Origin of the sequence: Streptomyces sp. SID486 (assembly GCF_009865385.1) — a bacterium.
Lineage (GTDB): Bacteria > Actinomycetota > Actinomycetes > Streptomycetales > Streptomycetaceae > Streptomyces.
Genome location: NZ_WWJT01000047.1, coordinates 1 through 20,312 on the forward strand (window position 1 = coordinate 1; position 20,312 = coordinate 20,312).

Here is a 20,312-nt window from a genome sequence, read left to right on the forward strand (position 1 = left end):
GGCGGGTGCCGGCAGGGCGGCCCAGGCGGGTGCCGCCGGCAGGGCGGCCCGGGCGGGTGCCGGCCGCGGTCCGCGCCGCTCGGACCTCTCCCGGTCCCGCGTCAGGGCCGATTTCAGGGTCGGTCCAGGGTTGTCCCGACTGCCGTGGCGACGACCCGGCCGTCACCATGGACACATGACGGATCACGAGCACGCCGCGACGGGTCCGGGACCCGGCCCCGGCCCGCGCCCGGACCCGGGCACCGGGCCGACGGATGCCGCGCCCGCCGCGACGGGAAAGACGGGAGCGGCCGACACCGGCACCGATACGGGCACCGACGCCCACGCCCATCCCCTCGCCCACAGCAGCACCGGCACCAGCACCGGCCCCGCCCACAGCAGCACGGGCACCAGCACCGGCCCAGCCGACAGCAGCCCCGGTGGCGAAGCCGCCCACCCCCAGGCCGGCTCGCGCTCCCGGTCCGGGACCGGTGCCCACTCCCCCGCGGAGGAGCCTGAGCAGCAGGAGGCCCCCGGGCTGCCCGCCCGGTTCCGGCGCGACCGTCGGCACAAGATGATCGCGGGCGTGTGCGCGGGGCTCGGGCGGCAGACCGACATGGACCCGGTGATCTTCCGGATCACGCTCGCCGTGCTGGCCGCGGCAGGCGGTCTGGGCCTCATCTTCTACGGCTTCGCCTGGCTCCTGGTGCCGTACGAGGAGGAGGAGGAGAACGAGGTCCGCAAGCTGTTCACGGGCCGGGTCGACGGCCAGGCGCTGGCCGCCGTGCTGTTCGCCCTGGTCGGCTGCGGAGTCCTCCTGACGATGCTGAAGAACGGCGGGGTGCTGGCCTTCGCCACGGTGCTCTCGCTGCTGCTCGCCGGCGCGGGGTACTGGTCGCGGCGCCGTGGCGCTCCCGACCCCGACCCCCTGGCAGCGCAGGCCGCGGCCGACGCGCCGCCGGAGGCCCAGGCGCCGCCGGTCGTCACCACCTACCCCTCCTGGTGGCGGGACCCGATCGTCAAGGACGGCACCCATGTCGGCGGCACCGGCTATCTGTGGGGGCCCGGCGAAGCCCGCGACCGGGACCTCACCTCGGCCGTGGACGTCGGCGTCGCCCTCCCCTGGCCGCACCACGGGGCGATACGGCCGCCGCAGCCCCCGCCCCCGAGACCGCGGGGCCCGCGCTGGATCGGTGGCTGGGTGTTCCTGCTCGCACTGCTGGCGGGCGGCCTCGGCACCGGGCTCGGCTGGCACACGCATCCGCTGGGCACCAGCCTGCAGACGGGCCTGGCCTGCGCGCTCGCGGTGTTCGGGCTGGGCATCGCGCTCAGCGCGTTCCTCGGCCGTACCGGCGCCGGGACGGTGTTCCTCGCGGTGGTCACCGCTGCCCTGCTCGCCGGGGCGGCGGCCCTGCCCCGGGACATCACCGCCGACTGGCGGGAGACGTCGTGGAAGCCTGCCGCGGCGGCACAAGTCCGGTCCGCCTACGACCTCGGCACGGGCCGGGGCACCCTGGACCTCACCCGGGTGCACCCGGCCAGGGGTCAGACGGTCGCCACGGACGCGCGGGTGGGCGCGGGGCAGCTGAAGGTGATCGTGCCGGCGGACGTGACCGTGCGGATGGACATCGATCTCGGAGTGGGCGACATCCGGTTGCCCGAGGACCGAGGAAAGGACGTGGACGTGCGGCCCGGTCAGCACAGGAGCGTGACACTGGCACCGGCCGGGGGGACCGGGAAGTCCGGCACGCTGGAGCTGACGCTCGGTGTCGGCGTGGGACAGGTGGAGGTCAGTCGTGCTGCGTCATGAGTTCCAGCCCGGGAAGCTGGTCGCCGGTCTGTCCCTCACCGCCGCCGGTGCGGTGTTCGCGGGGGACGCGGGCGGTCTGTGGGACGTCCCCTGGTTCGCGATCGTGCCGCTGGTCGTGGGCGGTCTCTGCCTCGCCGGTGCGACGGCCACACTGGCCCGGGCGATACGCAGGCGGGGCGGTGCCGAGAGCGGCTAGCGGTAGCCGCCGAAGCGCCGCCGCGACCGCCAGGCCGCGTCCACGGAAAGATAGGGGGTGCCGGCGAGGACCAGGGGGAGCCAGGCCATCAGGTAGGCGAGGTCGTTGCCGTAGTAGTAGGGGGTCGAGGCCCAGCTCATGGTCAGCCAGAGGCTGAGCGAGATCAGCGCGCCGCCGAGCGCGGCCAGACGGCCGAAGAGGCCGAGCAGCGTGCCGATGCCGACGGCCAGTTCACCGGCGGCGATGGCGCAGCCGAAACTGACCGGGCTCTTCAGGGCCAGGTCGACCAGGGCGGGGATGGCGGCGGTGTCGCGGGCGGCACGCATGATGTCGCCGATCGAACCGGCGCCGCCGGACCGCATGAAGGCGCTGTCGGTGAGCTTGTCGAGGCCGGCGTAGATGAAGGTGACGCCCAGGAAGATGCGCAGCGGGAGCAGGGCGTAGTGGGCGGCGGTGTCCCGCAGGCTGCGCGAGCCGTCCAGCCGGATGGAGTGCGTGTCCGTCCGCATGCCGTGAGTCATCGCTGCCAGCCGCCTTTCACCCGCCGTGCCACCCTCATCTGACGATACGTATGACGAAGGGAGCGAGTTCAATCCTCTCACGGCTGATTTTCCGGATTTCGGGTGTCTGCGCCCGTCTGCCCGGCGGTCACTCCGTCACATGGAGCGGGTAGCGGTTGGTCGCCACGCCGGCCGCGGTCACCACCTGGACGTCCACCGCGCCGGGCTCCACGTCCGCCGGTACGGGCACGGTCAGGGTGGTGTCGGTGGGGTTGCGGAAGCCGCCCGTGACAGGGACGAGGGGGACGTGGACGTCGACCGCGCCGATGCGGACGACCATGCGGGAGAGCCGGTCGGCCGTCTGGGCGCCCGGGGGGACGAAGCCGGTACCCCGGATCTCGATGTCGTCGCCGGTGCGGACCGGGCCGTCGAGGTCGCCGGGCTCGCGGGCACGGACCACCGACAGGATCACCGGCCGGCCGCCCTCGGCGTATTTGCCGGCCAGGTAGGTCAGGGCCGAGATCAGCACGACCACCCCCAGGCCCCAGGGCAGGTCGGGCAGCCGGTCGGGGCGGCGCGCCAGCCGTACGGCGGCGAAGAGCAGGGCCACGGCGCTGATGGCGACGTACTGGATGTCGGTGAAGGCGCCCCGGCCGGAGTCGTCGGTGAGCAGGTCGGCGGCGCGCGGGCGGTCGGCCGGCACCTTCTGCAGCCGCTGGGCGAGGATGCGCAGGCCCACCACCCGGCGGACCAGGACGGCGATGCCGCACACCACGGCGAGGACGGTCACCATGCCCGCGCCGCGTGCCAGATCGAGGCCGGAGATCAGGGCGTCGCGTTCGGCGTGGTCGGAGGCGGCGGCCAGGCGGGCGGCCAGCAGCAGGACCGCGTAACCGACGAACAGCACCCAGCAGGCGGCGACGGTACGGGAGGTGGAGATGCGGTTGTCCTCGCCGAGCACCGGCGCGAGTGCCCCGCCGCGCGCCCGGTGGAGGAAGCAGGCGGCGGTCAGCGCGCCGGCCGCGACGAGCGCGGCGGACAGGGCGGCGGTGCGGGCACCGGTCCAGCCCGCGCCGATCGCGGTGAGCGCCTCGGCGAGCAGCAGGACGGTGACCGCGCCCCACACGGCACACACCGTCCGCAGCCACAGCCGGGCGAGCCGGACCGCGCCCTCGGCCCGGCCCTGTTCGGCGACGGCCTCGGCCCGCTGGGTGAGCTGCTCGGACACCCACTGGCGGGTCGCCGGGGCCGAGTGGGCCACCGCGGCCGGCAGCCCGTGCCCGGCGGCGAACTCGTCCCGCCGGCGCAGGAACGCGGCGACGGCCCGCCGGTGCCCCTCCCGGGCGCCGTGCGGACAGTCCCCGCAGGTACAGCCGCCGTCGTGGGCGCCCTCGGCGCCCGTGTCCCCTCTCGCCTCCTGCACCGCCACGTCCGACGCCCGCCTTCCCCACGGCCCGCCGCCCCTGCGGTCAGCACGCACGGCGCGTGTGACGGCCGGGCAACTCCCCTGTCGTTCCAGCGAATTGTGCCCTACCTCGGGGCTTTCGGGGCGTTCGGGCAGGGTCACCGGGGGTGAAGCGGGAGCCGCGGTGTTGACCCGGCCGCGAGAACCCCGGTACGGCCGGGATCATCCGGCGGGGCGGGGCCGTGCCCTTCGGCGCCGGCCGGGTGCGTGTCGACCCGGCCGGCCCCGCCGACGGGGTCGGGCGCGCGACCGGCCCGCGCAAGGGGGCGCTCGCTCAGAAGTCCGCGGCGGCCGAGGGCGGACGTACTCCGGGACTTCGGGCGCGCGACCGCCCGCGGAAGGGGACTTCGGGTGGGCGGCGGTTCCGGGCGGGTGGCGGCCGGCTCAGCTCAGCAGGTCCGGTTCGCCGCGGCTGATGTCCTGCCACAGGGGCTGGTAGTTGATCCAGGCCACGAGGTCGCCGCCGAGCTGTTCGCGGGTGGCGACGGCCGCCTTGTGGTCGATGAGCACCGGCCGGCCCGCGGCCTTCGCCAGCAGCTGCACCTGGCAGGACCGGTCCAGGGACAGGAACCACCAGGCGGCGGCGTCCACGGAGTCCCCGACGGTGAGCAGCCCGTGGTTGCGCAGCACGAGCGCCTTGTGCGAGCCCAGCGCGGCGGCGATCCGGCGGCCCTCCTCGGCGTCGACGGTGACGCCGGTGTAGGCGTCGTAGAGGGCGAGGTCCTCGTAGAAGGCGCAGCTCTCCTGGGTGATGGGGTCGATGAGGTCACCGAGGGCGGCGAGGGCGCGGCCGTGCACGGAGTGGCAGTGGGCGACGGCGACGACGTCGGGGCGGGCGGCGTGCACCTGGGCGTGCACGGTGAACGCCGCCTGGTTGACGTGGTAGCGGCCCTCGACGACCTGGCCGTCCTGGTTGGCGAGGACGAGATCACCGACCGTGACGTGCTTGAAGGGCATGCCGAACGGGTTGACCCAGAAGCAGTCGGTGAACTCCGGGTCCCGGGCGGTGATGTGCCCGGACACCCCGTCCTCGAATCCCGCACGCCCGAAGATCCGCAGGGCTCCCGCGAGGCGCTCCTTGCGGTGCCGGCGTTCGTCCTCGGCCGACTCGTGCATCGGCGGCATGGCGAACCGGAGCCGGCTGGTGGGCAGTGGCAGGGGCGGGGTGGGCCCGTGCATGAATCCTCCCGTCCTGGGATTGCGGTACGGCCGGAAGGTACCGCCGGGCGGCGCAAAAGGGCAGTGCCGTTTCGTGAAGATGCCGTAGGCAGCGCATACCCGACAGAAGGTGTCGGGTTTCCCGGCGAGACTGGGCCGTATGAACTGGGCAGCTTTCAGCACCGCCGCACCCGAGCTGGCGAAGACCAGCGAGGAGCGCTTCGGCGCGTACCGGCACCACGTCCTCGCGACCCTCCGGGCGGACGGCTCACCGCGCACCTCCGGCCTGGAGGTGCGCTTCCTGGCCGGTGAGCTGTGGCTCGGCATGATGCCGGGCTCGCTCAAGGCACTCGACCTGCGCCGTGACCCGCGTTTCACGTTGCAGGCCAACCCGGGCGACGGCACGGACATGGCCGGGGGCGACGTCCGGATCGGCGGGCGGGCGTTCGAGGTGGGGGCGGGCGCGGTCAAGGACGCGTACGTGAAGGAGGTGGAACCGCCGCAGCCGTTCCACCTCCTGCGCACCGAGCTGACGGAGGTCGTGCGGACCTGCGTCGAGGACGACCGGTATCTGGTCGTCCAGGTCTGGAAGCCCGGAGAGCCGGTGCGCACTCTCAGGCGGACCTAGGCCCTGCCGGCCGGCGGCGGCACGACAGGGCCGGGGAGGACTACTCCCACTCGATCGTGCCCGGCGGCTTCGACGTCACGTCGAGCACGACCCGGTTGACGTCCCGGACCTCGTTGGTGATCCGGGTCGAGATGCGGGCGAGGACGTCGTACGGCAGCCGGGACCAGTCGGCGGTCATGGCGTCCTCGGAGGAGACCGGGCGCAGCACGATCGGGTGGCCGTAGGTGCGGCCGTCGCCCTGGACGCCGACCGAGCGGACGTCCGCGAGCAGGACCACCGGGCACTGCCAGATGTCGCGGTCCAGGCCGGCCGCCGTCAGCTCCTCGCGGGCGATGGCGTCGGCGTCGCGCAGCAGGTCGAGCCGTTCCTTGGTGACCTCGCCGACGATCCGGATGCCCAGGCCGGGGCCCGGGAACGGCTGGCGCTGGACGATCTCGTCCGGCAGGCCCAGCTCCTGGCCGACCATGCGGACCTCGTCCTTGAACAGCTTGCGCAGCGGCTCGATCAGCTTGAACTCGAGGTCCTCGGGCAGACCGCCGACGTTGTGGTGCGACTTGATGTTCGCGGTGCCGGTGCCACCGCCGGACTCGACGACGTCCGGGTAGAGGGTGCCCTGGACCAGGAACTCCACGGCCGGGCCCTCGTCGGCGATGATCTCGGCCTGCGCCTGCTCGAAGACGCGGATGAACTCCCGCCCGATGATCTTGCGCTTCTCCTCGGGGTCGCTGACGCCCTTCAGCGCGGCGAGGAAGCGGTCCTCGGCGTCCACGACCTTCAGCTGCACGCCGGTGGCCGCGACGAAGTCCTTCTCGACCTGCTCGGTCTCGCCCTTGCGCATCAGGCCGTGGTCGACGTACACGCAGGTCAGCTGGGAGCCGATGGCCTTCTGGACCAGGGCGGCGGCGACGGCGGAGTCCACGCCGCCGGACAGACCGCAGATCGCGCGCTTGTCGCCGACCAGCTCGCGGATCGCCTCGACCTGCTCCTCGATCACGTTGCCGGTGGTCCAGTCGGGGCTCAGGCCGGCACCGCGGTACAGGAAGTGCTCCAGCACCTGCTGGCCGTGCGTGGAGTGCATGACCTCGGGGTGGTACTGGACGCCGTAGAGCTTCTTGTCGTCGTTCTCGAAGGCGGCGACCGGGACGACGTCCGTGGACGCGGTGACCGAGAAGCCCTCGGGGGCGGCGGAGCAGGCGTCGCCGTGGGACATCCACACGTGCTGCTCGCCCGGGGTGCCCTCGAAGAGGGTGGAGGACGCCTTGGAGACATGCAGGTCGGTACGGCCGTACTCACGCGACCCGGTGTTGTCGACCGTGCCGCCGAGGACCTGCGCCATCAGCTGGAAGCCGTAGCACATGCCGAAGACGGGGACGCCGGCCTCGAAGATCTCGCGGTCGAGGCGGGGAGCACCCTCCTCGTACACCGACGAAGGGCCTCCGGAGAGGATGATCGCCGCGGGGTTCTTGGCGAGCATCTCCCGGACCGGCATGGTGCTCGGCACGATCTCGCTGTAGACCCGCGCCTCGCGGACGCGACGGGCGATGAGCTGGGCGTACTGCGCACCGAAGTCGACGACCAGGACGGTGTCGGTGCTGGCGGCAGTGGGAGTCGCTGATGACACGGGGTGCCTTCTGGTGGTCGGGCGGGGGTCTGTGCTACCGAGTCTAACGGGGAGGGCGGGAAGGGGTCCCCCGTACCGGGCCGTGCCATACTGGCCTCATGCGCAAGCACTCGACCTTCGTCTTTACCTATGGCACCCGGCCCGCCGGCTGCCATGGTCGTGCTGCTTGAGCTGACGCCAAGCGACTTCCCAGGCGCCCCGGGCCGACAAGGCCCGGGGCGCCTGTCGTTTTCCGGGTTCTGCCGTTCCAGGGCATCCACCTTCCCGACCGAGGAGCCCGACGTGACCACCACCACCACGGAACCGACCGCCACCCCGGACGCGGCCGCCTCCCCCGGCAGGACCGCCGCCCCGGCAGCGGCCACGGCCCCCTCAGCGACCGCGTCCCCGGGGACGGCCGCCGGCCCTGAAGCGGTCATCGCCGGTGCCCGGGAGCGCATCGACGCGCTCGACGACCGGATCATCGGCCTCGTGCAGGAACGGATGGCGGTCTCCGCCGTCGTCCAGCAGGCCCGCATCGCCTCCGGCGGCCGGCGCGTGCACCTCTCCCGCGAGATGGACATCCTCGGCCGCTACCGGGACGCCCTCGGCAAGCCCGGCACCGCCCTCGCCATGACCCTGCTGGAGCTGTGCCGGGGTCGCATCTGAGTTCGGTCCCGCTCTCACCCGTACGGCGCGTGACCGGCCCGTGCACCGCTTCGTTGAGGGGGGTGTCCGTGCCAGCCAGGGGCGGGCCCGACAGAACCACGCGTGGCTCGCTGGGGCGATGAGACGTACGGGTCGTGCCGTAGGTCGTGGGACCTCGCTCCAGGAAGTGACCGGACGGCAGGGGACAGCAGCCCGGTCACCCAAGAGAACGGCCGGCTCCGGGGACGCCCGGGGCCGGCCGGCGGAAAACTGCAGACAGGCCACAGGGCACAGGAACAAGCGGCGCAACCCCCCGGCGCCGCTTCCCGGCACCGGCGCTGCCCTGACGCCGGTGCTCACCGTAGAAGGGCCCCGCGGCCCCTCCGTCCCGCGGGGCCCTTCTTCATGTCCGAAGCCTGCATGCCCGAAGCCGGTTCTTCGTGTGCGCGGTCGGGTGGCGCCCGGTCGGGCGGGTGCCGTGCGCGGCGCCCTCGGCACACCCGTTTCGTGACCTACATCACACGGAAATCCGGGCCTTCCGAAGCAACCCTTCTCGCATTTCGCCGATCAAACCTGCCGGATCAAGAAACGGCGAGAGGGACCTGCCTTCGGAGGGGGATGCAGGTCCCTCTCGCCGTCCTCCGGCCACTTCTTCGGCCGCCGTCCTCGGGCCACTTCTTCGGCCGCCGTCCTCCGGCCACTTCTTCGGCCGCCGTCCTCCGGCCACCTCTTCGGCCGCCGTCCTCCGGCCACCTCTTCGGCCGCCGTCCTCCGGTCACTTCTTCGGTGGTACCGCCGGTATCCCCAGGAACGGCAGCCGCAGCGCGCCGAACGCGTCCGCCGGGACCACCGGGGCCTGCGGCTCCACCGGCTTCAGCCGCTCGTACGCCCCTCCCGGCGCCGGCCGCGGGTCCTCCTCACCCTTGTTCGGCCAGAACGACATCGCCCGCTCGGCCTGCGCCGTGATCGTCAGCGAGGGGTTCACCCCCAGGTTCGCGGAGACCGCGGCACCGTCCACCACCGAGATGCCGGGGTGGCCGTAGAGCCGGTGGTAGGGGTCGATCACGCCCGTCCGCGCGGAGTCCCCGATGGGGCAGCCGCCGAGGAAGTGCGCGGTGAGCGGAGTGCCCATCAGCTCGCCGACGTTGCTGCCGGCGAAGCCGTTGATCTCGGCGGCGAGCGCGGAGGCGGCCTCGGTCGCTGCCCTGATCTGCTTGGGGTTCGGCGAGCCGTGCCCCTGCCGGGCGGTGAGCAGCCCCTTGCCGACCCCGCCGGACTTCAGGTACGTCGTCAGCGAGTTGTCCAGGGACTGCATGACGAGGCCGATGATGGTCCGCTCCGACCAGCGCCGGTTGGACAGCGAACGGGCGACCAGCAGCGGGTGCCGGGCCGCGTTGGCCAGCCAGGCGAGCGCGCGCGAGGAGCCCTCCACGTACGGCACCTGGAGGATCGACAGGCCGCCCATCGAGTTGGAGCCCTTGCCGTAACGGACCGGCTCGACATGGGTGTTCTCGTCGGGGTGGATGGAGGACGTGATCGCGACGCCCCGGGTGAAGTCGGCCCGCGGCTCGCCGGTCGCCCTGCGGTAGCGGCGGTCGTCGGTCTGCGCGCCCACCAGCGCCTCGGAGTTGGTGCGGGTCAGGTCGCCCAGCCGGGCCGACAGGTACGGCAGCCGGCCGCTCGCCTTCATGCGGTGCAGCAGGGTCTGGGTGCCGTAGGTGCCGGCCGCGAGGACGACCCTGCGGGCGGTGAAGAGCCGGCCCTCGCCCTTCTTCTTCCGGTCCGTCGGCAGGGTCGCCAGCGCGTAGCCGCCCCGCGAGTCGTCCGTCACGGACACCACCGTCGTCAGCGGGTGGACGACCGCGCCCGCCTTCTCCGCCAGGTAGAGGTAGTTCTCGTTGAGGGTGTTCTTCGCGCCGTGCCGGCAGCCGGTCATGCACTCGCCGCACTCGGTGCACGCCTTCCGGTCGGGGCCGGCCCCGCCGAAGTAGGGGTCGCTCACCTGCTCGCCGGGCCCGGCCTTCGCCGTGCCGTCCGCGTCCTTGCCGTCGCCGAAGAACACGCCCACCGGGGCGAGATGGAAGGTGTCGCCGACGCCCATCCGCTGGGCCGCCGCCTTCAGATGCACGTCCGAGGGGGTCATGGTGGGGTTGAGCCGGACGCCGAGCATGCGCCGGGCCTGGTCGTAGTACGGCTGCAACTCCTCCTGCCAGTCGGTGATGTGCCGCCACTGGGGGTCGTCGAAGAACGGCTTGGGCGGTACGTAGAGGGTGTTGGCGTAGTTGAGCGAGCCGCCGCCGACGCCCGCGCCGGCCAGCACCATCACGTTGCCCAGCAGATGGATGCGCTGGATGCCGTACATACCGAGCTTCGGGGCCCAGAGGTAGTTCTTCAGGTCCCAGGAGTTCTTCGGCAGCGTGTCGCGGGTGAAGCGGCGGCCGGCTTCGAGGACGCCTACGCGGTACCCCTTTTCGGTGAGGCGCAGGGCGGTGACCGAGCCGCCGAACCCCGAACCGACGACGATGACGTCGTAGTCGTACCCGTCCTCGTCCCGGGTCTGGACAGACTTCTCCTGCGACACGTGCTCTCCTCGTTGAGAACGGCTGGTCCGAACGGGTCGTCCGGGCGGGGCGGGTGGTCTAGCGGAACCGGAACGCCTTCATCAGGCGGAGACTGCGGCTCATGAACGCCGCGTACCCCTCGTCGTCCATGCCCAGCGACGGCGCCATCGGAAGCAGCCGCTGCCGGGCCACCGTCTGGGCCTCCGTGTACTTGAGGATGCCCTCGGCACCGTGCCGGCGGCCGAGACCGGAGTCCTTCATGCCGCCCATCGGCGACTGCACGCTGCCGTAGGCGGGCGCGTAGCCCTCGTTGACGTTGACCGTGCCGGTGCGCAGCCGGGCGGCGACGTCCTGGCCACGGCGGCCGTTCTTCGTCCACACCGACGCGTTCAGGCCGTACGGCGTGGCGTTGGCACGCTCGACGGCCTCCTCCTCGCTCTTGAAGCGGTAGACGGAGACGACCGGACCGAAGGTCTCCTCCTCGCAGACGGCCATGGAGGGGTCGACGCCGTCCAGGATGGTCGGCTCGAAGAAGTAGGGGCCGATGTCCGGGCGGGCCGTACCCCCGGCTACCACCTTCGCGCCCTTGGCGACGGCCTCCCGCACATGCCGTTCGACGGTCTCCAGCTGGCGTTCGCCGACCAGCGAGCCCATGTCGGCGCCGTAGGCGAGGGAGTTGCCGAGCCGCATGGCCCGGGTCCTGGCGGCGAACCGCTCCAGGAAGGCGTCGGCGACGGACTCGTGGACGTACAGCCGCTCGATCGAGATGCACAGCTGGCCGGCGGAGGAGAAGCAGGCACGGACGGCTCCGGCGGCCGCCTTCTCGATGTCGGCGTCCTCCAGCACCAGCATGGCGTTCTTGCCGCCGAGTTCGAGGGAGACACCGACCAGCCGGGAGGCGGCGCCGACGGCGACCTCGCGGCCGGTGCGGGTGGACCCGGTGAAGGAGACGTAGTCGGCGTGCCTGACCAGCTCCGGGCCGACGACCGGACCCTCGCCGAGGACGACCTGGAAGACACCCTCGGGCAGTCCGGCCTCGATCAGCAGGTCACGCGCCCACAGCGCCGTCAGACAGGTCTCCGTGTCCGGCTTCATCACCACGGCGTTGCCCGCGACGAAGGCGGGCAGGGCGTCGCCGACGGACAGCTCCAGCGGGTAGTTCCAGGGGGCGATCTGGCCCACGACACCGCGCGGGTGACGCAGTTCGGTGACCTTCGTCAGGGTGGGCACGGCGCCCGTGTGCCGCTTCGGCCTCAGATACGCCGCGGCCCGGCGGCCGTAGTGGCGGGCCGCGACGGCGACGGCCTGCACCTCCTCGTGCGCGTGCAGGCGGGCCTTGCCGGTCTCCAGCTGGATGAGGTCCAGGACCTCGGCCTGCCGCTCCAGCACCAGATCGTGGAAGCGGAGCAGGACGGCGGCCCGCTGCCGTACCGGGGTCCGCTCCCACACGCCCTGGGCCGCGCGGGCGGCCTCGAACGCCTCGCGGACGTCCTCCGGGGTGGACTCGGGCAGGTCGGCCAGCTTCTCGCCGCTGAAGGGGGTGTGGTTGGCGGTGCGGCCGGAGCCGACGACGCCCTTGGTGAGCTGGGCCACCAGTTCCGGGGTGACCACGTCGGCGGCGGTGCGGGCGCCTTCGGGTGCGGGCGCGAGCGGGTTGGTACCGGCGATGTCGGGGGCCTGCGTGTCCGTCATGACGCGCAGGGTATTCCGGAGCGCAGGCTTTGTGTACCCGTCGGTAACGCGGATTCACCGAGTGCTCACACACTGCCAGTGATCACTGGCAGAGAATGCGCTGATCAGGGCGTTGGGGGATGACGATCAGTCGACTCCGGGTTTTCTCGCGAGCAGCAGACCGAGAGCGCTCAGAGGGGTGCGACGGCGGGCACTCGCCACGGGGGCGGAGGCGCCGGACGCGGAGGAAGCATCGGCTGCGGCGGGGGCGTCGACCACCGGGGACGCGTCGGATACGGCCGAGGCGTCGGCTACCGGGGACGCGTCGGATACGGCGGAGGCGTCGGCCACCGGGGAGGGATCGGACGGGGCGGGGACGGCCGCTGCTCCGGAGCCGTCCGCTACGGCGGGGACGGCCGCGTCCTCCGGCCCGGTCGCCACGTCCTCCGGCCCGGTCGCCACGTCCTCCGGCCCGGTCGCCGCACCCCCCGGCCCGGTAGCCGCGGCCCCCGGTTCGCTGGAGGCGAGGTAGTCGCCGAGTACGGCGCTGACCTCGTGCGGGTCCGGGCGGGCCGCCGGGTCCTCGGCCTGCAGCCGGTCCAGCAGCGGGCCGAGCGGTTCCGGCGGGCCGAGCGGTTCCGGCGGGCCGGGGTCCGTGCCCGCGAGGGCGGTACGCAGCAGCGCGCCCAGCGACCACAGGTCGGAGGCCGGGCCGGCGCCGGGCCCCGCCGCCCGTTCCGGCGCGACGAAGCCGGCGGGTGCGTCCTCCGCGTGTCCGTCGCCGATGCCGAAGTCGGTGAGGACGACCCGCCCGGTGCCGGACTCCAGCAGGACATTGGCCGGTTTGACGTCCCGGTGCACGATGCCGACGGCATGGGCGGCACGCAGCGCGCCGAGCACGGCCAGCCCGATGCGCGCTGCCTCGGCGGCCGGGACCGGCCCGCGCCGCAGCACTTCGCGCAGGGACTCGCCCGCCACCAGCTCCATCACGATCCAGGGGACGCCGTCCTCGGTGACGACGTCGTACACCGTCACGGCCGAGGGGTGCCGCACCCGGGTGGCGGCCCCGGCCTCGTGGTGGAGCCGGTGGGCGATGCGCCGGCTCTCCTCGTCGGTGGCCGGATCACCGGGCAGCAGCGGCTCCTTGACGGCGACCGGCCCGTGATCCCGTTCGTCCAGGGCGCGCCACACGGTCCCGCCCGGCCCGGACCCCAGACGTCCGGTCAGCCGGTAACGGCCGCCGATCACACGTGCGTCGGGCGGGTGTTCGCCGTCTTCGGTCATGCCCCATGAGTACCGTGCGCACCGCGCCGTTGTCGAAGCGGGCGGCCGGGGTCACGGCTCGGCGATCTCCAGACCGGCGATCGCCTCCTTCGCCACCTCGCGGCCGCGGGCGGTGAAGTCGCCCTTGGCCGGGTAGCCGACGGCCAGTTCGTACATGTCCCCCGACGTGCTGCGGTAGTAGAAGATCCGCAGCTCGCGGGGGCGGTTGTCGTCGTCGGCGGCGGGGTAGGCCACCGTGTTCCCGGCCGCCTGCCGGCCGTCGTACGTGGCGTCCGTGTCCGGGACCGTCTTCGTGGCCCTGCCCATCCCCAGCTCGTAGTCGCCCTGGCTCTTGAACTCCTCGTTGTCGTCGTACATCTGGGCCCGCGCGCTGGACTTGATCCGGTCGAGGGAGTCCTCCGACCTGCGCGTCAGATGCAGGCGGACCCACAGGGACCCGCTCCAGTCCCCGTACGACACCCAGTCCCGGTCGCTGTCGTCCTTGTCCGGCCGGACGGCCTGGTAGCTCGCGGGGACGGCGAGGGTGACGCCGAGCCTGTTCTCCGGCCGCTTCACCCAGCCGTCGGGCAGCGCGCCCGCGGAGGAGGGGACGAGGACGAGGTACGCGGTGACGGCCGCCGCCACCGCCGCCGCGCCGGCACCCAGCCAGGCGGTACGGCGCCGGCGGCGCGAGCGGGTGACGGCCGGGCCGGCCTGCGTCGGGGAGGGCGCCGTGGGGACCGCCGCCACCGGAGGCGCCGGGGCCGGCGGTGCCGGGGGGTTCGCGGCCTCCTGGAGCAGGGCGCGGACCCGGTCCGCCGTCGGGCGCCGCGCGGGGTCCTTGTGGAGCAGCCCGTCGATGACCTCGGCGAGCGGGCCGCGGGCCGACGCGGGCGGGGCCGGGGTGGCGTTGAGGACGGACTGCAGGGTGGCCGGCGTGTTGCTGCGGCGGAACGGCGACACGCCCTCCGTGGCCGTGTACAGCACCACACCCAGGGACCACAGGTCGCTCGCCGGGCCGGGCCGCTGCCCGAGCACCCGCTCCGGCGCGATGAACTCGGGCGAGCCGACGAAACCGCCCGTGTCCGTGAGCCGCGGGTCGCCCTCGATCCAGGCGATGCCGAAGTCGGTGAGGACGACCCGGTCGTACCGGCCCAGCAGGATGTTGTCGGGCTTGACGTCCCGGTGCAGTACGCCCGCGGCGTGCGCCGCCTCCAGCGCGCCGAGGACCTGCAGACCGATCCGGGCCGCCTGCCGTGCGTCCAGGGTGCCCTCCCGCAGCGCGCTGCCGAGGGTGCGGCCGCGCACCAGTTCCATGACGATCCACGGCCGGCCGTCGACGACCGCGACGTCGTGCACGTTCACCACCGCGGGGTGGTCGAGGCGCGCCGCCGCGCGGGCCTCGCGGCGCATGCGTTCGTAGGCGTTGGCCCGTTCGCTCTCGGGAAGGTGGTCCGGTACGCGCGGCTCCTTGACCGCGACCTCTCGGTCCACCGTCTCGTCCTCGGCCCGCCACACGGTGCCCATGCCGCCATGCCCCAGCTTGCCCAGCAGCCGGTAGCGGCCCGCGACGAGCCGGCCCGCACCCGGTTCCGCGGCGGAAGCGGCGCCGGCGGGCCCGGTGGCCGGAACGGCCTCGCCGGGCGGGCCCGGACGTGGCCGGGGCGGTTGCAGAACAAAACTCGTCGTGTCGTCGGTCCCGTGGCCGACTCCCCCGTCACTGCTCATGCGTCATCTCTACCGCGCCCCCGGCGCCGCAGCCACAGGGAGGGCGAACCGGTCACACACCCGTGACCGAGAACGTGTCGACCGCCACGTCGAAGTACTCCCGCGCCTCCCGCACCTTCCCGACCGGAGCCGACACCCACACGTCGTACAGCCGGCCGCCCTCCTCCCAGCACAGGTCGTAGGTGTGGCGCGGGCCCTCCGTCGCGGTGAAGCCGTTCCAGGTGAACTCCCAGAGCGCGGCGCGGTGTCCGCCGCGGGTGGTGCGGGTGACGCGGCCGTCGTGGTAACCCGGGTTGGTGGAGGGGCCGTCGGCGGCGGACCGGTCCAGCACGCCCTGCGGGCCCCCGGGTTGCGCCTCGGTGACCTTGATGCCCAGGCGGAAGGTCTGCCCCGGCGACAGATAGAAGACCCGCTCGCCCTGCGGGCTGCGGGTGAAGTCCTCCGGCACGGCGAGGGAGAATCCGGCCGGGTCCCGTGCGGTGCGGTAACCGGAGGGCGCGGTGTGCGAGTCGGCGCCGGTCGGGCGGGGGGCGCCGGGTGCGGGTGTGGACGGTGACGGTGTCGCGGACCCCGTCGGGGAGCCGGAGGAGTTCGTGCCGTCCGTGCTGTCCGTGGAGTGCGTACCGGTCGGGGTCGCGGGGGTCGTCGCCGTACCGCCCGGGGTGCCGCCGTCCCCCTCCCCGTGCCGGTGCAGCAGCAGCGCCGCGGCCGACACGCCCGCCCCGGCCAGCGCGGCGACGAGCAGTGCCGCCACCAGCACCCCGCGCGGCGACGACCGGGCCTGGGGCTGCTGCCCCGCGGTGGACGGCAGTGGCCGGCCGTGCGGGAGGTCCGGCTGGGTCGGGACGTAGGGCTCGGGGGCCTTCGCGGTGCGGCCGCCGCCGGTCCGGTGGCCCCGCCCGCCGCCGTGCCCGCCCGCGGTGGCCTGGACTGCCGGCGCGGGCGGTGTCCGCCCGGTCTCCAGGTACGTCCGCAGCATCGCCTCGGCGTCCGCCGCGCCCAGCCGCCGGTCGGGGTCGCGGTCCAGCAGGCCGCGGACCACGGGCAGCAGCGGTTCGGCCTGGGCGGGCGGGCGGATGTCGTCGGCGACGACGGCGTGCAGGATGCCGCCGATCGAGTCGCGCCGGAACGGCGATTCGCCGCTGAGTACCGTGCACAGCAGTGCCCCGAGCGACCACAGGTCGGACTCGGGGCCGGTGCGCAGCCCGGACATCCGCTCCGGCGCCGTGTACTCGGGCGAGCCGACGAAGGAGCCGGTCTCGGTGAGTGTGGTGGCGCCGGCGACCTGGGCGATGCCGAAGTCGGTGAGGACGACCCGGTCGGTGCCGGACTCGATGAGGACGTTCGCGGGCTTGATGTCCCGGTGGAGCACGCCCGCCTCGTGCGCGGTGCGCAACGCGCTCAGCAGGGCGATGCCGATCCGCGCGGCCTCGGCGGCGTCGACCGGGCCGTGCCGGGCGATCCGGTCGGCGAGCGAACCGCCGTCGATCAGCTCCATGACCAGGTAAGGCCGTTCGTCCTGCTCCACCACGTCGTGCACGACGATGATGTGCGGGTGCCGCAGCTGGCAGACCGCGCGGGCCTCCCGGAAGGTGCTGTCACGGCGGCGGCGCGCGTCGTCGTCCGGGCGCGAGTCGTCCGCGAGGAGTTCCTTGACCGCCACCTGACGGCCCAGCACCTGGTCGCTCGCCCGCCACACGACGCCCATGCCGCCGCGCCCGACGCGTTCCTCCAGGCGGTAACGGCCCGCGATCAGCCGGAACCCGGCTCCCTCGGTCCCCATGCGCCCATCATGCCGCAGCGCACGTCCGGTTCCTCGAAATCCGGTCGCCCCTCCGGAGGCACTCGGCCCGTGCGCCGGTCGGCGTGACACGGCCACGGGCGGCGGGCGGGGGCACCCGCCGGGACGCGGCCTTCACCGGCGCGCGCGACCGGGACCGGCCGCCCGTGTCACCGGGGCTGCTGCCAGGTCTGCAGCACCCACTTGAACTGCTTGCTCGTCTGCGCCCAGTCCTCGCCGGGGCCCGACACGTAGATCGCGTACTCGGCGCCGTCCCGCGAGAAGTACGTCTCCTCGACGGCGTGGCGCGGCCCGGCGACATAGGGCGGGTCCTTGGCCAGGGCCGTCCAGGTGTACTCCCACAGCGAGCCCTTGCAGTCGCGGTAGGTGTTCTCCGCCATGGTCACCCGCCGGTAGTCGACCAGTCTCTGGATCTGCTGTTCCAGATCCTCCTGGTGCGATTTGGCGTCGGCGAAGTCCGGTGAGGAGTCGATGGCGATGCGCACGAAGTGCTTGCCGCCGTCGGGTGTGTAGTCGACCTGCCTGATCTCGCCGGGTACGCCGACGACCTTGCGGGACCAGCCCTTGGGCAGGTAGAGGCTGAAGCCCCATTCGTCGTCGTACCGCTGCCACGAGGCGGGAACCGTGCCGTCGGGGCCCGGGGAGCCGCTCGCGGGGGGCGCCGTGACGGCCGGACCCGCACCCTTGCCCGTACCGCTCGGTCCCTCCTGGCCGCCCCAGTGCTGGAAGGCCACGGCCGCGCCGCCGCCGAGCACGGCCGCGGCGGCGACGACGAGCGCGAGCGTACGCAGCCTGCGCCGGGGCCGGGCCGGCGCGGTGCCGCCCGCCGGGACCGGCGGCATGGCTGCCACGGCCGTCGCCCCGGTTCCGGGCAGGCCCGCGCCCGGCGGGTACCCGGCGGCGGTGCCGCCGGTGGGGTGACCGGGCGGGCCGTAGCCCGCGGTGCCGGTGCCGCCCGTGCGCACGCCCGAGGTCTGGGTCGGGATGAACGCCTCCGCGCTGCCCGGCCGGCGGCCCTCAGCCACCTCGGCGAGCATCCGCTCCGCCTCCCCCGCGTCCGGCCGCTGGGCCGGGTCCTTGCGCAGCAGGGCGGCGATGACCGGTTCGAGGGAACCGGCTTGGCGCGGCTCGTCCACGTGTTCCTCGACGATCGCCTGCATGGTGCTCAGCGGCGAGGTGCGCCGGAACGGCGAGCGTCCTTCGACCGCCGTGTACAGCGTCGCGCCGAGTGCCCACAGGTCGGAGGCCGGGCCGGGGTCGTGGCCGCGTACCCGCTCGGGGGCCAGGTAGTCGACGGAGCCGACGACCTCCCCGGTGCGGGTGATGGTGCTGTCGCCCTCGATCTGGGCGATGCCGAAGTCGGTGAGCAGGACCCGGCGGTCCGTGCCGAGCAGGACGTTGCCGGGCTTGACGTCCCGGTGCAGCACTCCGGCGGTGTGCGCGGCACGCAGCGCGCGCAGCACCCACAGCCCGATCCGTGCGGCCTCCTGCGGTTCGACGCGCCCCCGCTCCTTGACCGCGTCGGCCAGCGAGTGGCCCTCGACCAGTTCCATGACGATCCAGGGGCGGCCGTCGTGTTCGAGGACGTCGTGCACGGTGACGACGGCGGAGTGGTTGATGCGGGCGGCGGCGCGGGCCTCGGCGCGGGTGCGGGCGAGCAGAACGGCCTGGTCGCTGTCGGAGACGTAGAGCGCCGCGGTCAACTCCTTGATGGCGACCTTCCGGTGCAGCACCTCGTCGTGGGCGCGCCACACCCGGCCCATGCCGCCGCTGCCGATGGAGTCGGCGAGCCGGTAGCGGCCTGCTATGAGCAGACCCTGCATCTGATTCACGTTGCCCCGCAATGCTCTTGTCAGGGTCAGACTATGGACCGGTCCGCGCACAGGGAACCAGCGGGGTACCAAGGAAACCGCACTGTGACGATGGTCATTTCCGCGCGAGAGCGGGAACCGGCCCGCCGTGCCCTGCCCCCCGGTACTCGCTGCTCAACCGGTGTAGCGATACGTCGCGGTAGCCTGCTCGTACAACCGGGTCACCTCGTCCCGTCGGGCGTCCGGGCCGCGTACCTGGAGGATGTGGTAGCGGCCGTTCAGCAGCAGCGCCATGTTCCGCACGAACAGGTCCCTGCCCTGCCCGTCGGTCCAGGTGAACTGCCCCTCGGCCATGGTCCGTCCGCCCACCTCGATGGTCCGCAGGCCGCTGGCCGTGGCCCAGCTGGAGTCGCGGTACGGCTGGAGTTCCCTTTCCTTGTCCCGCTGGTAGACCATCGGATCGCTGCCGTAGGCGGACGAGCCGTCCCGGCCCGGTACGACGATCAGCTCGAAGTCGCCGTGCGTGTAGGCCACCTGACCGCTGCCGTTCTTCGGGGTGCGCGCCCAGCCCTCGGCCACGGCGACCTGGAATCCGTCCGGATCCTTGCGCAGGGTGAACCCGTCGGGGACGGCGGGGTCCCCGCCGGTCTGTGTCTCGGTCGCGGGCGCGGAGGCACCGTCGTCCGGTGCGCTCTGCCCGGCGGAGGGCTGCCGGGTGTGCGAGGGCACGGGACTCGTCCGCCCGGCGCTGCCGGTACGGTCTCCGTCCGCGGCGCCGTTCCCTTCCTGTTTCGGCATGAAGAGCATCGCGTACGCGATCGCGCCGGCCAGCAGGAGCAGGATCAGCACGAGCAGGGTCCGGCCGAGACTGCGGGGCGAACCGGACGTCTCCCGGCCCCGCTTGTGCCGCCCGTGCGGATGGGCCGCAGGCAGCCCGGCGCGCCGCCTGCGCACCAGTTCACCACGGCGCCGGACGATCGGCAGCCGGCTCGGGTCCACGGGCGGCACGGGGACGACGTGGACACCGGCGTCCGGCTCGGGCGCGGACCGCACCAGGGAACGCAGCCAGCCGCTCAGCTCCTCGACGTCCGGCCGCTCGATGGGGTCCTGGCGCAGCAGCGACTCCACGACCGGCCGCAGCGGGCCGCACTCCTCCGCGAAGGCGGGCGGCTCGGCGCAGACCAGCTGCACCAGCTCGGCCGTCGACTCCTCCGGGTACGGTGCGTGCCCCTGCACGGCCCGGAACAGCAGCGCGCCCAGCGCCCACAGGTCGGTGGCGGGCCCGATCGGCGCGGCCAGCTGCCAGTTCCCGTGCACCGGGCCGGCCTGTTCCGGTGCCCACCGCTCGGTCACCGGCCCCACGACGGTCATCCGCACCTGCCGGGCCCGCTCGGCGGCGAGCGGGGTGCCGGGTCCACGGCGCGCGGCACCCGGTTCGTCCCACCCGCCGCCCGGCGGTGCGGGCGGTCCGGCGGGGGCGAGTTCGGGGCGGC

General features: G+C 73.7%; 14 protein-coding genes and 1 pseudogene. 4 read left to right on the forward strand and 11 right to left on the reverse strand.

The window, feature by feature from the left end:
• The first annotated feature begins 175 nt into the window (after nt 1-175).
• Complete coding sequence (locus GT045_RS01990; RefSeq protein WP_237538284.1) at nt 176-1,789, forward strand: PspC domain-containing protein; 1,614 nt, start codon at nt 176-178, stop codon at nt 1,787-1,789.
• Entirely contained in the window at nt 1,776-1,985 is a 210-nt protein-coding gene (locus GT045_RS01995) for a hypothetical protein (RefSeq protein ID WP_161294370.1), read from the forward strand. The genes GT045_RS01990 and GT045_RS01995 overlap by 14 nt, the downstream gene beginning before the upstream one ends.
• Here the strand turns inward: GT045_RS01995 and GT045_RS02000 are convergent.
• The 3 genes from GT045_RS02000 to GT045_RS02010 all read right to left on the reverse strand — a co-directional run bounded on the left by GT045_RS02000 (nt 1,982) and on the right by GT045_RS02010 (nt 5,129).
• Nucleotides 1,982-2,506 (reverse strand): DoxX family protein, encoded by a 525-nt coding sequence (locus GT045_RS02000; RefSeq protein ID WP_161333088.1) that lies wholly within the window; start codon nt 2,504-2,506, stop codon nt 1,982-1,984. The genes GT045_RS01995 and GT045_RS02000 overlap by 4 nt on opposite strands.
• Before the next feature lie 127 nt (nt 2,507-2,633).
• Nucleotides 2,634-3,914, reverse strand: a complete 1,281-nt coding sequence (locus GT045_RS02005) for a hypothetical protein (RefSeq protein ID WP_161333089.1) — start codon at nt 3,912-3,914, stop codon at nt 2,634-2,636.
• 420 nt (nt 3,915-4,334) lie between these two features.
• Nucleotides 4,335-5,129, reverse strand: a complete 795-nt coding sequence (locus GT045_RS02010) for a class II aldolase/adducin family protein (protein WP_161333090.1) — start codon at nt 5,127-5,129, stop codon at nt 4,335-4,337.
• Between the two features lie 139 nt (nt 5,130-5,268).
• On the opposite strand from GT045_RS02010, the gene GT045_RS02015 reads away from it, so the two are divergent.
• Entirely contained in the window at nt 5,269-5,736 is a 468-nt protein-coding gene (locus GT045_RS02015; protein WP_161298492.1) for a pyridoxamine 5'-phosphate oxidase family protein, read from the forward strand.
• 40 nt (nt 5,737-5,776) lie between these two features.
• Here the strand turns inward: GT045_RS02015 and guaA are convergent, their stop codons facing one another.
• Entirely contained in the window at nt 5,777-7,357 is a 1,581-nt protein-coding gene (gene guaA / locus GT045_RS02020; protein WP_161333091.1) for a glutamine-hydrolyzing GMP synthase, read from the reverse strand.
• A gap of 282 nt (nt 7,358-7,639) precedes the next feature.
• Between guaA and GT045_RS02025 the strand changes: the two genes are divergently transcribed.
• Complete coding sequence (locus GT045_RS02025; protein WP_161333092.1) at nt 7,640-8,005, forward strand: chorismate mutase; 366 nt, start codon at nt 7,640-7,642, stop codon at nt 8,003-8,005.
• Nucleotides 8,006-8,759: 754 nt separating this feature from the next.
• Here the strand turns inward: GT045_RS02025 and GT045_RS02030 are convergent.
• The 7 genes and pseudogenes from GT045_RS02030 to GT045_RS02060 form a co-directional block, all read right to left on the reverse strand.
• Nucleotides 8,760-10,565 (reverse strand): GMC family oxidoreductase, encoded by a 1,806-nt coding sequence (locus GT045_RS02030; protein WP_161333093.1) that lies wholly within the window; start codon nt 10,563-10,565, stop codon nt 8,760-8,762.
• 58 nt (nt 10,566-10,623) lie between these two features.
• The gene (locus GT045_RS02035) at nt 10,624-12,237 is read right to left on the reverse strand and encodes a succinic semialdehyde dehydrogenase (RefSeq protein ID WP_161292422.1); all 1,614 of its coding nucleotides are present in this window, start codon (nt 12,235-12,237) and stop codon (nt 10,624-10,626) included.
• 126 nt (nt 12,238-12,363) lie between these two features.
• Entirely contained in the window at nt 12,364-13,500 is a 1,137-nt protein-coding gene (locus GT045_RS02040; RefSeq protein ID WP_161333094.1) for a serine/threonine-protein kinase, read from the reverse strand.
• Nucleotides 13,501-13,551: 51 nt separating this feature from the next.
• Nucleotides 13,552-15,207 (reverse strand): serine/threonine-protein kinase, encoded by a 1,656-nt coding sequence (locus GT045_RS02045; protein ID WP_161333095.1) that lies wholly within the window; start codon nt 15,205-15,207, stop codon nt 13,552-13,554.
• A gap of 52 nt (nt 15,208-15,259) precedes the next feature.
• A complete protein-coding gene (locus GT045_RS02050; protein ID WP_161333096.1) occupies nt 15,260-16,990 on the reverse strand; it encodes a serine/threonine-protein kinase in 1,731 nt (576 codons plus the stop codon).
• A 167-nt stretch (nt 16,991-17,157) separates the two neighbouring features.
• Nucleotides 17,158-18,831, reverse strand: a complete 1,674-nt coding sequence (locus tag GT045_RS02055; RefSeq protein WP_161333097.1) for a serine/threonine-protein kinase — start codon at nt 18,829-18,831, stop codon at nt 17,158-17,160.
• A 162-nt stretch (nt 18,832-18,993) separates the two neighbouring features.
• Nucleotides 18,994-20,312 (reverse strand): annotated as a pseudogene (locus GT045_RS02060) (serine/threonine protein kinase); the annotation flags it as partial.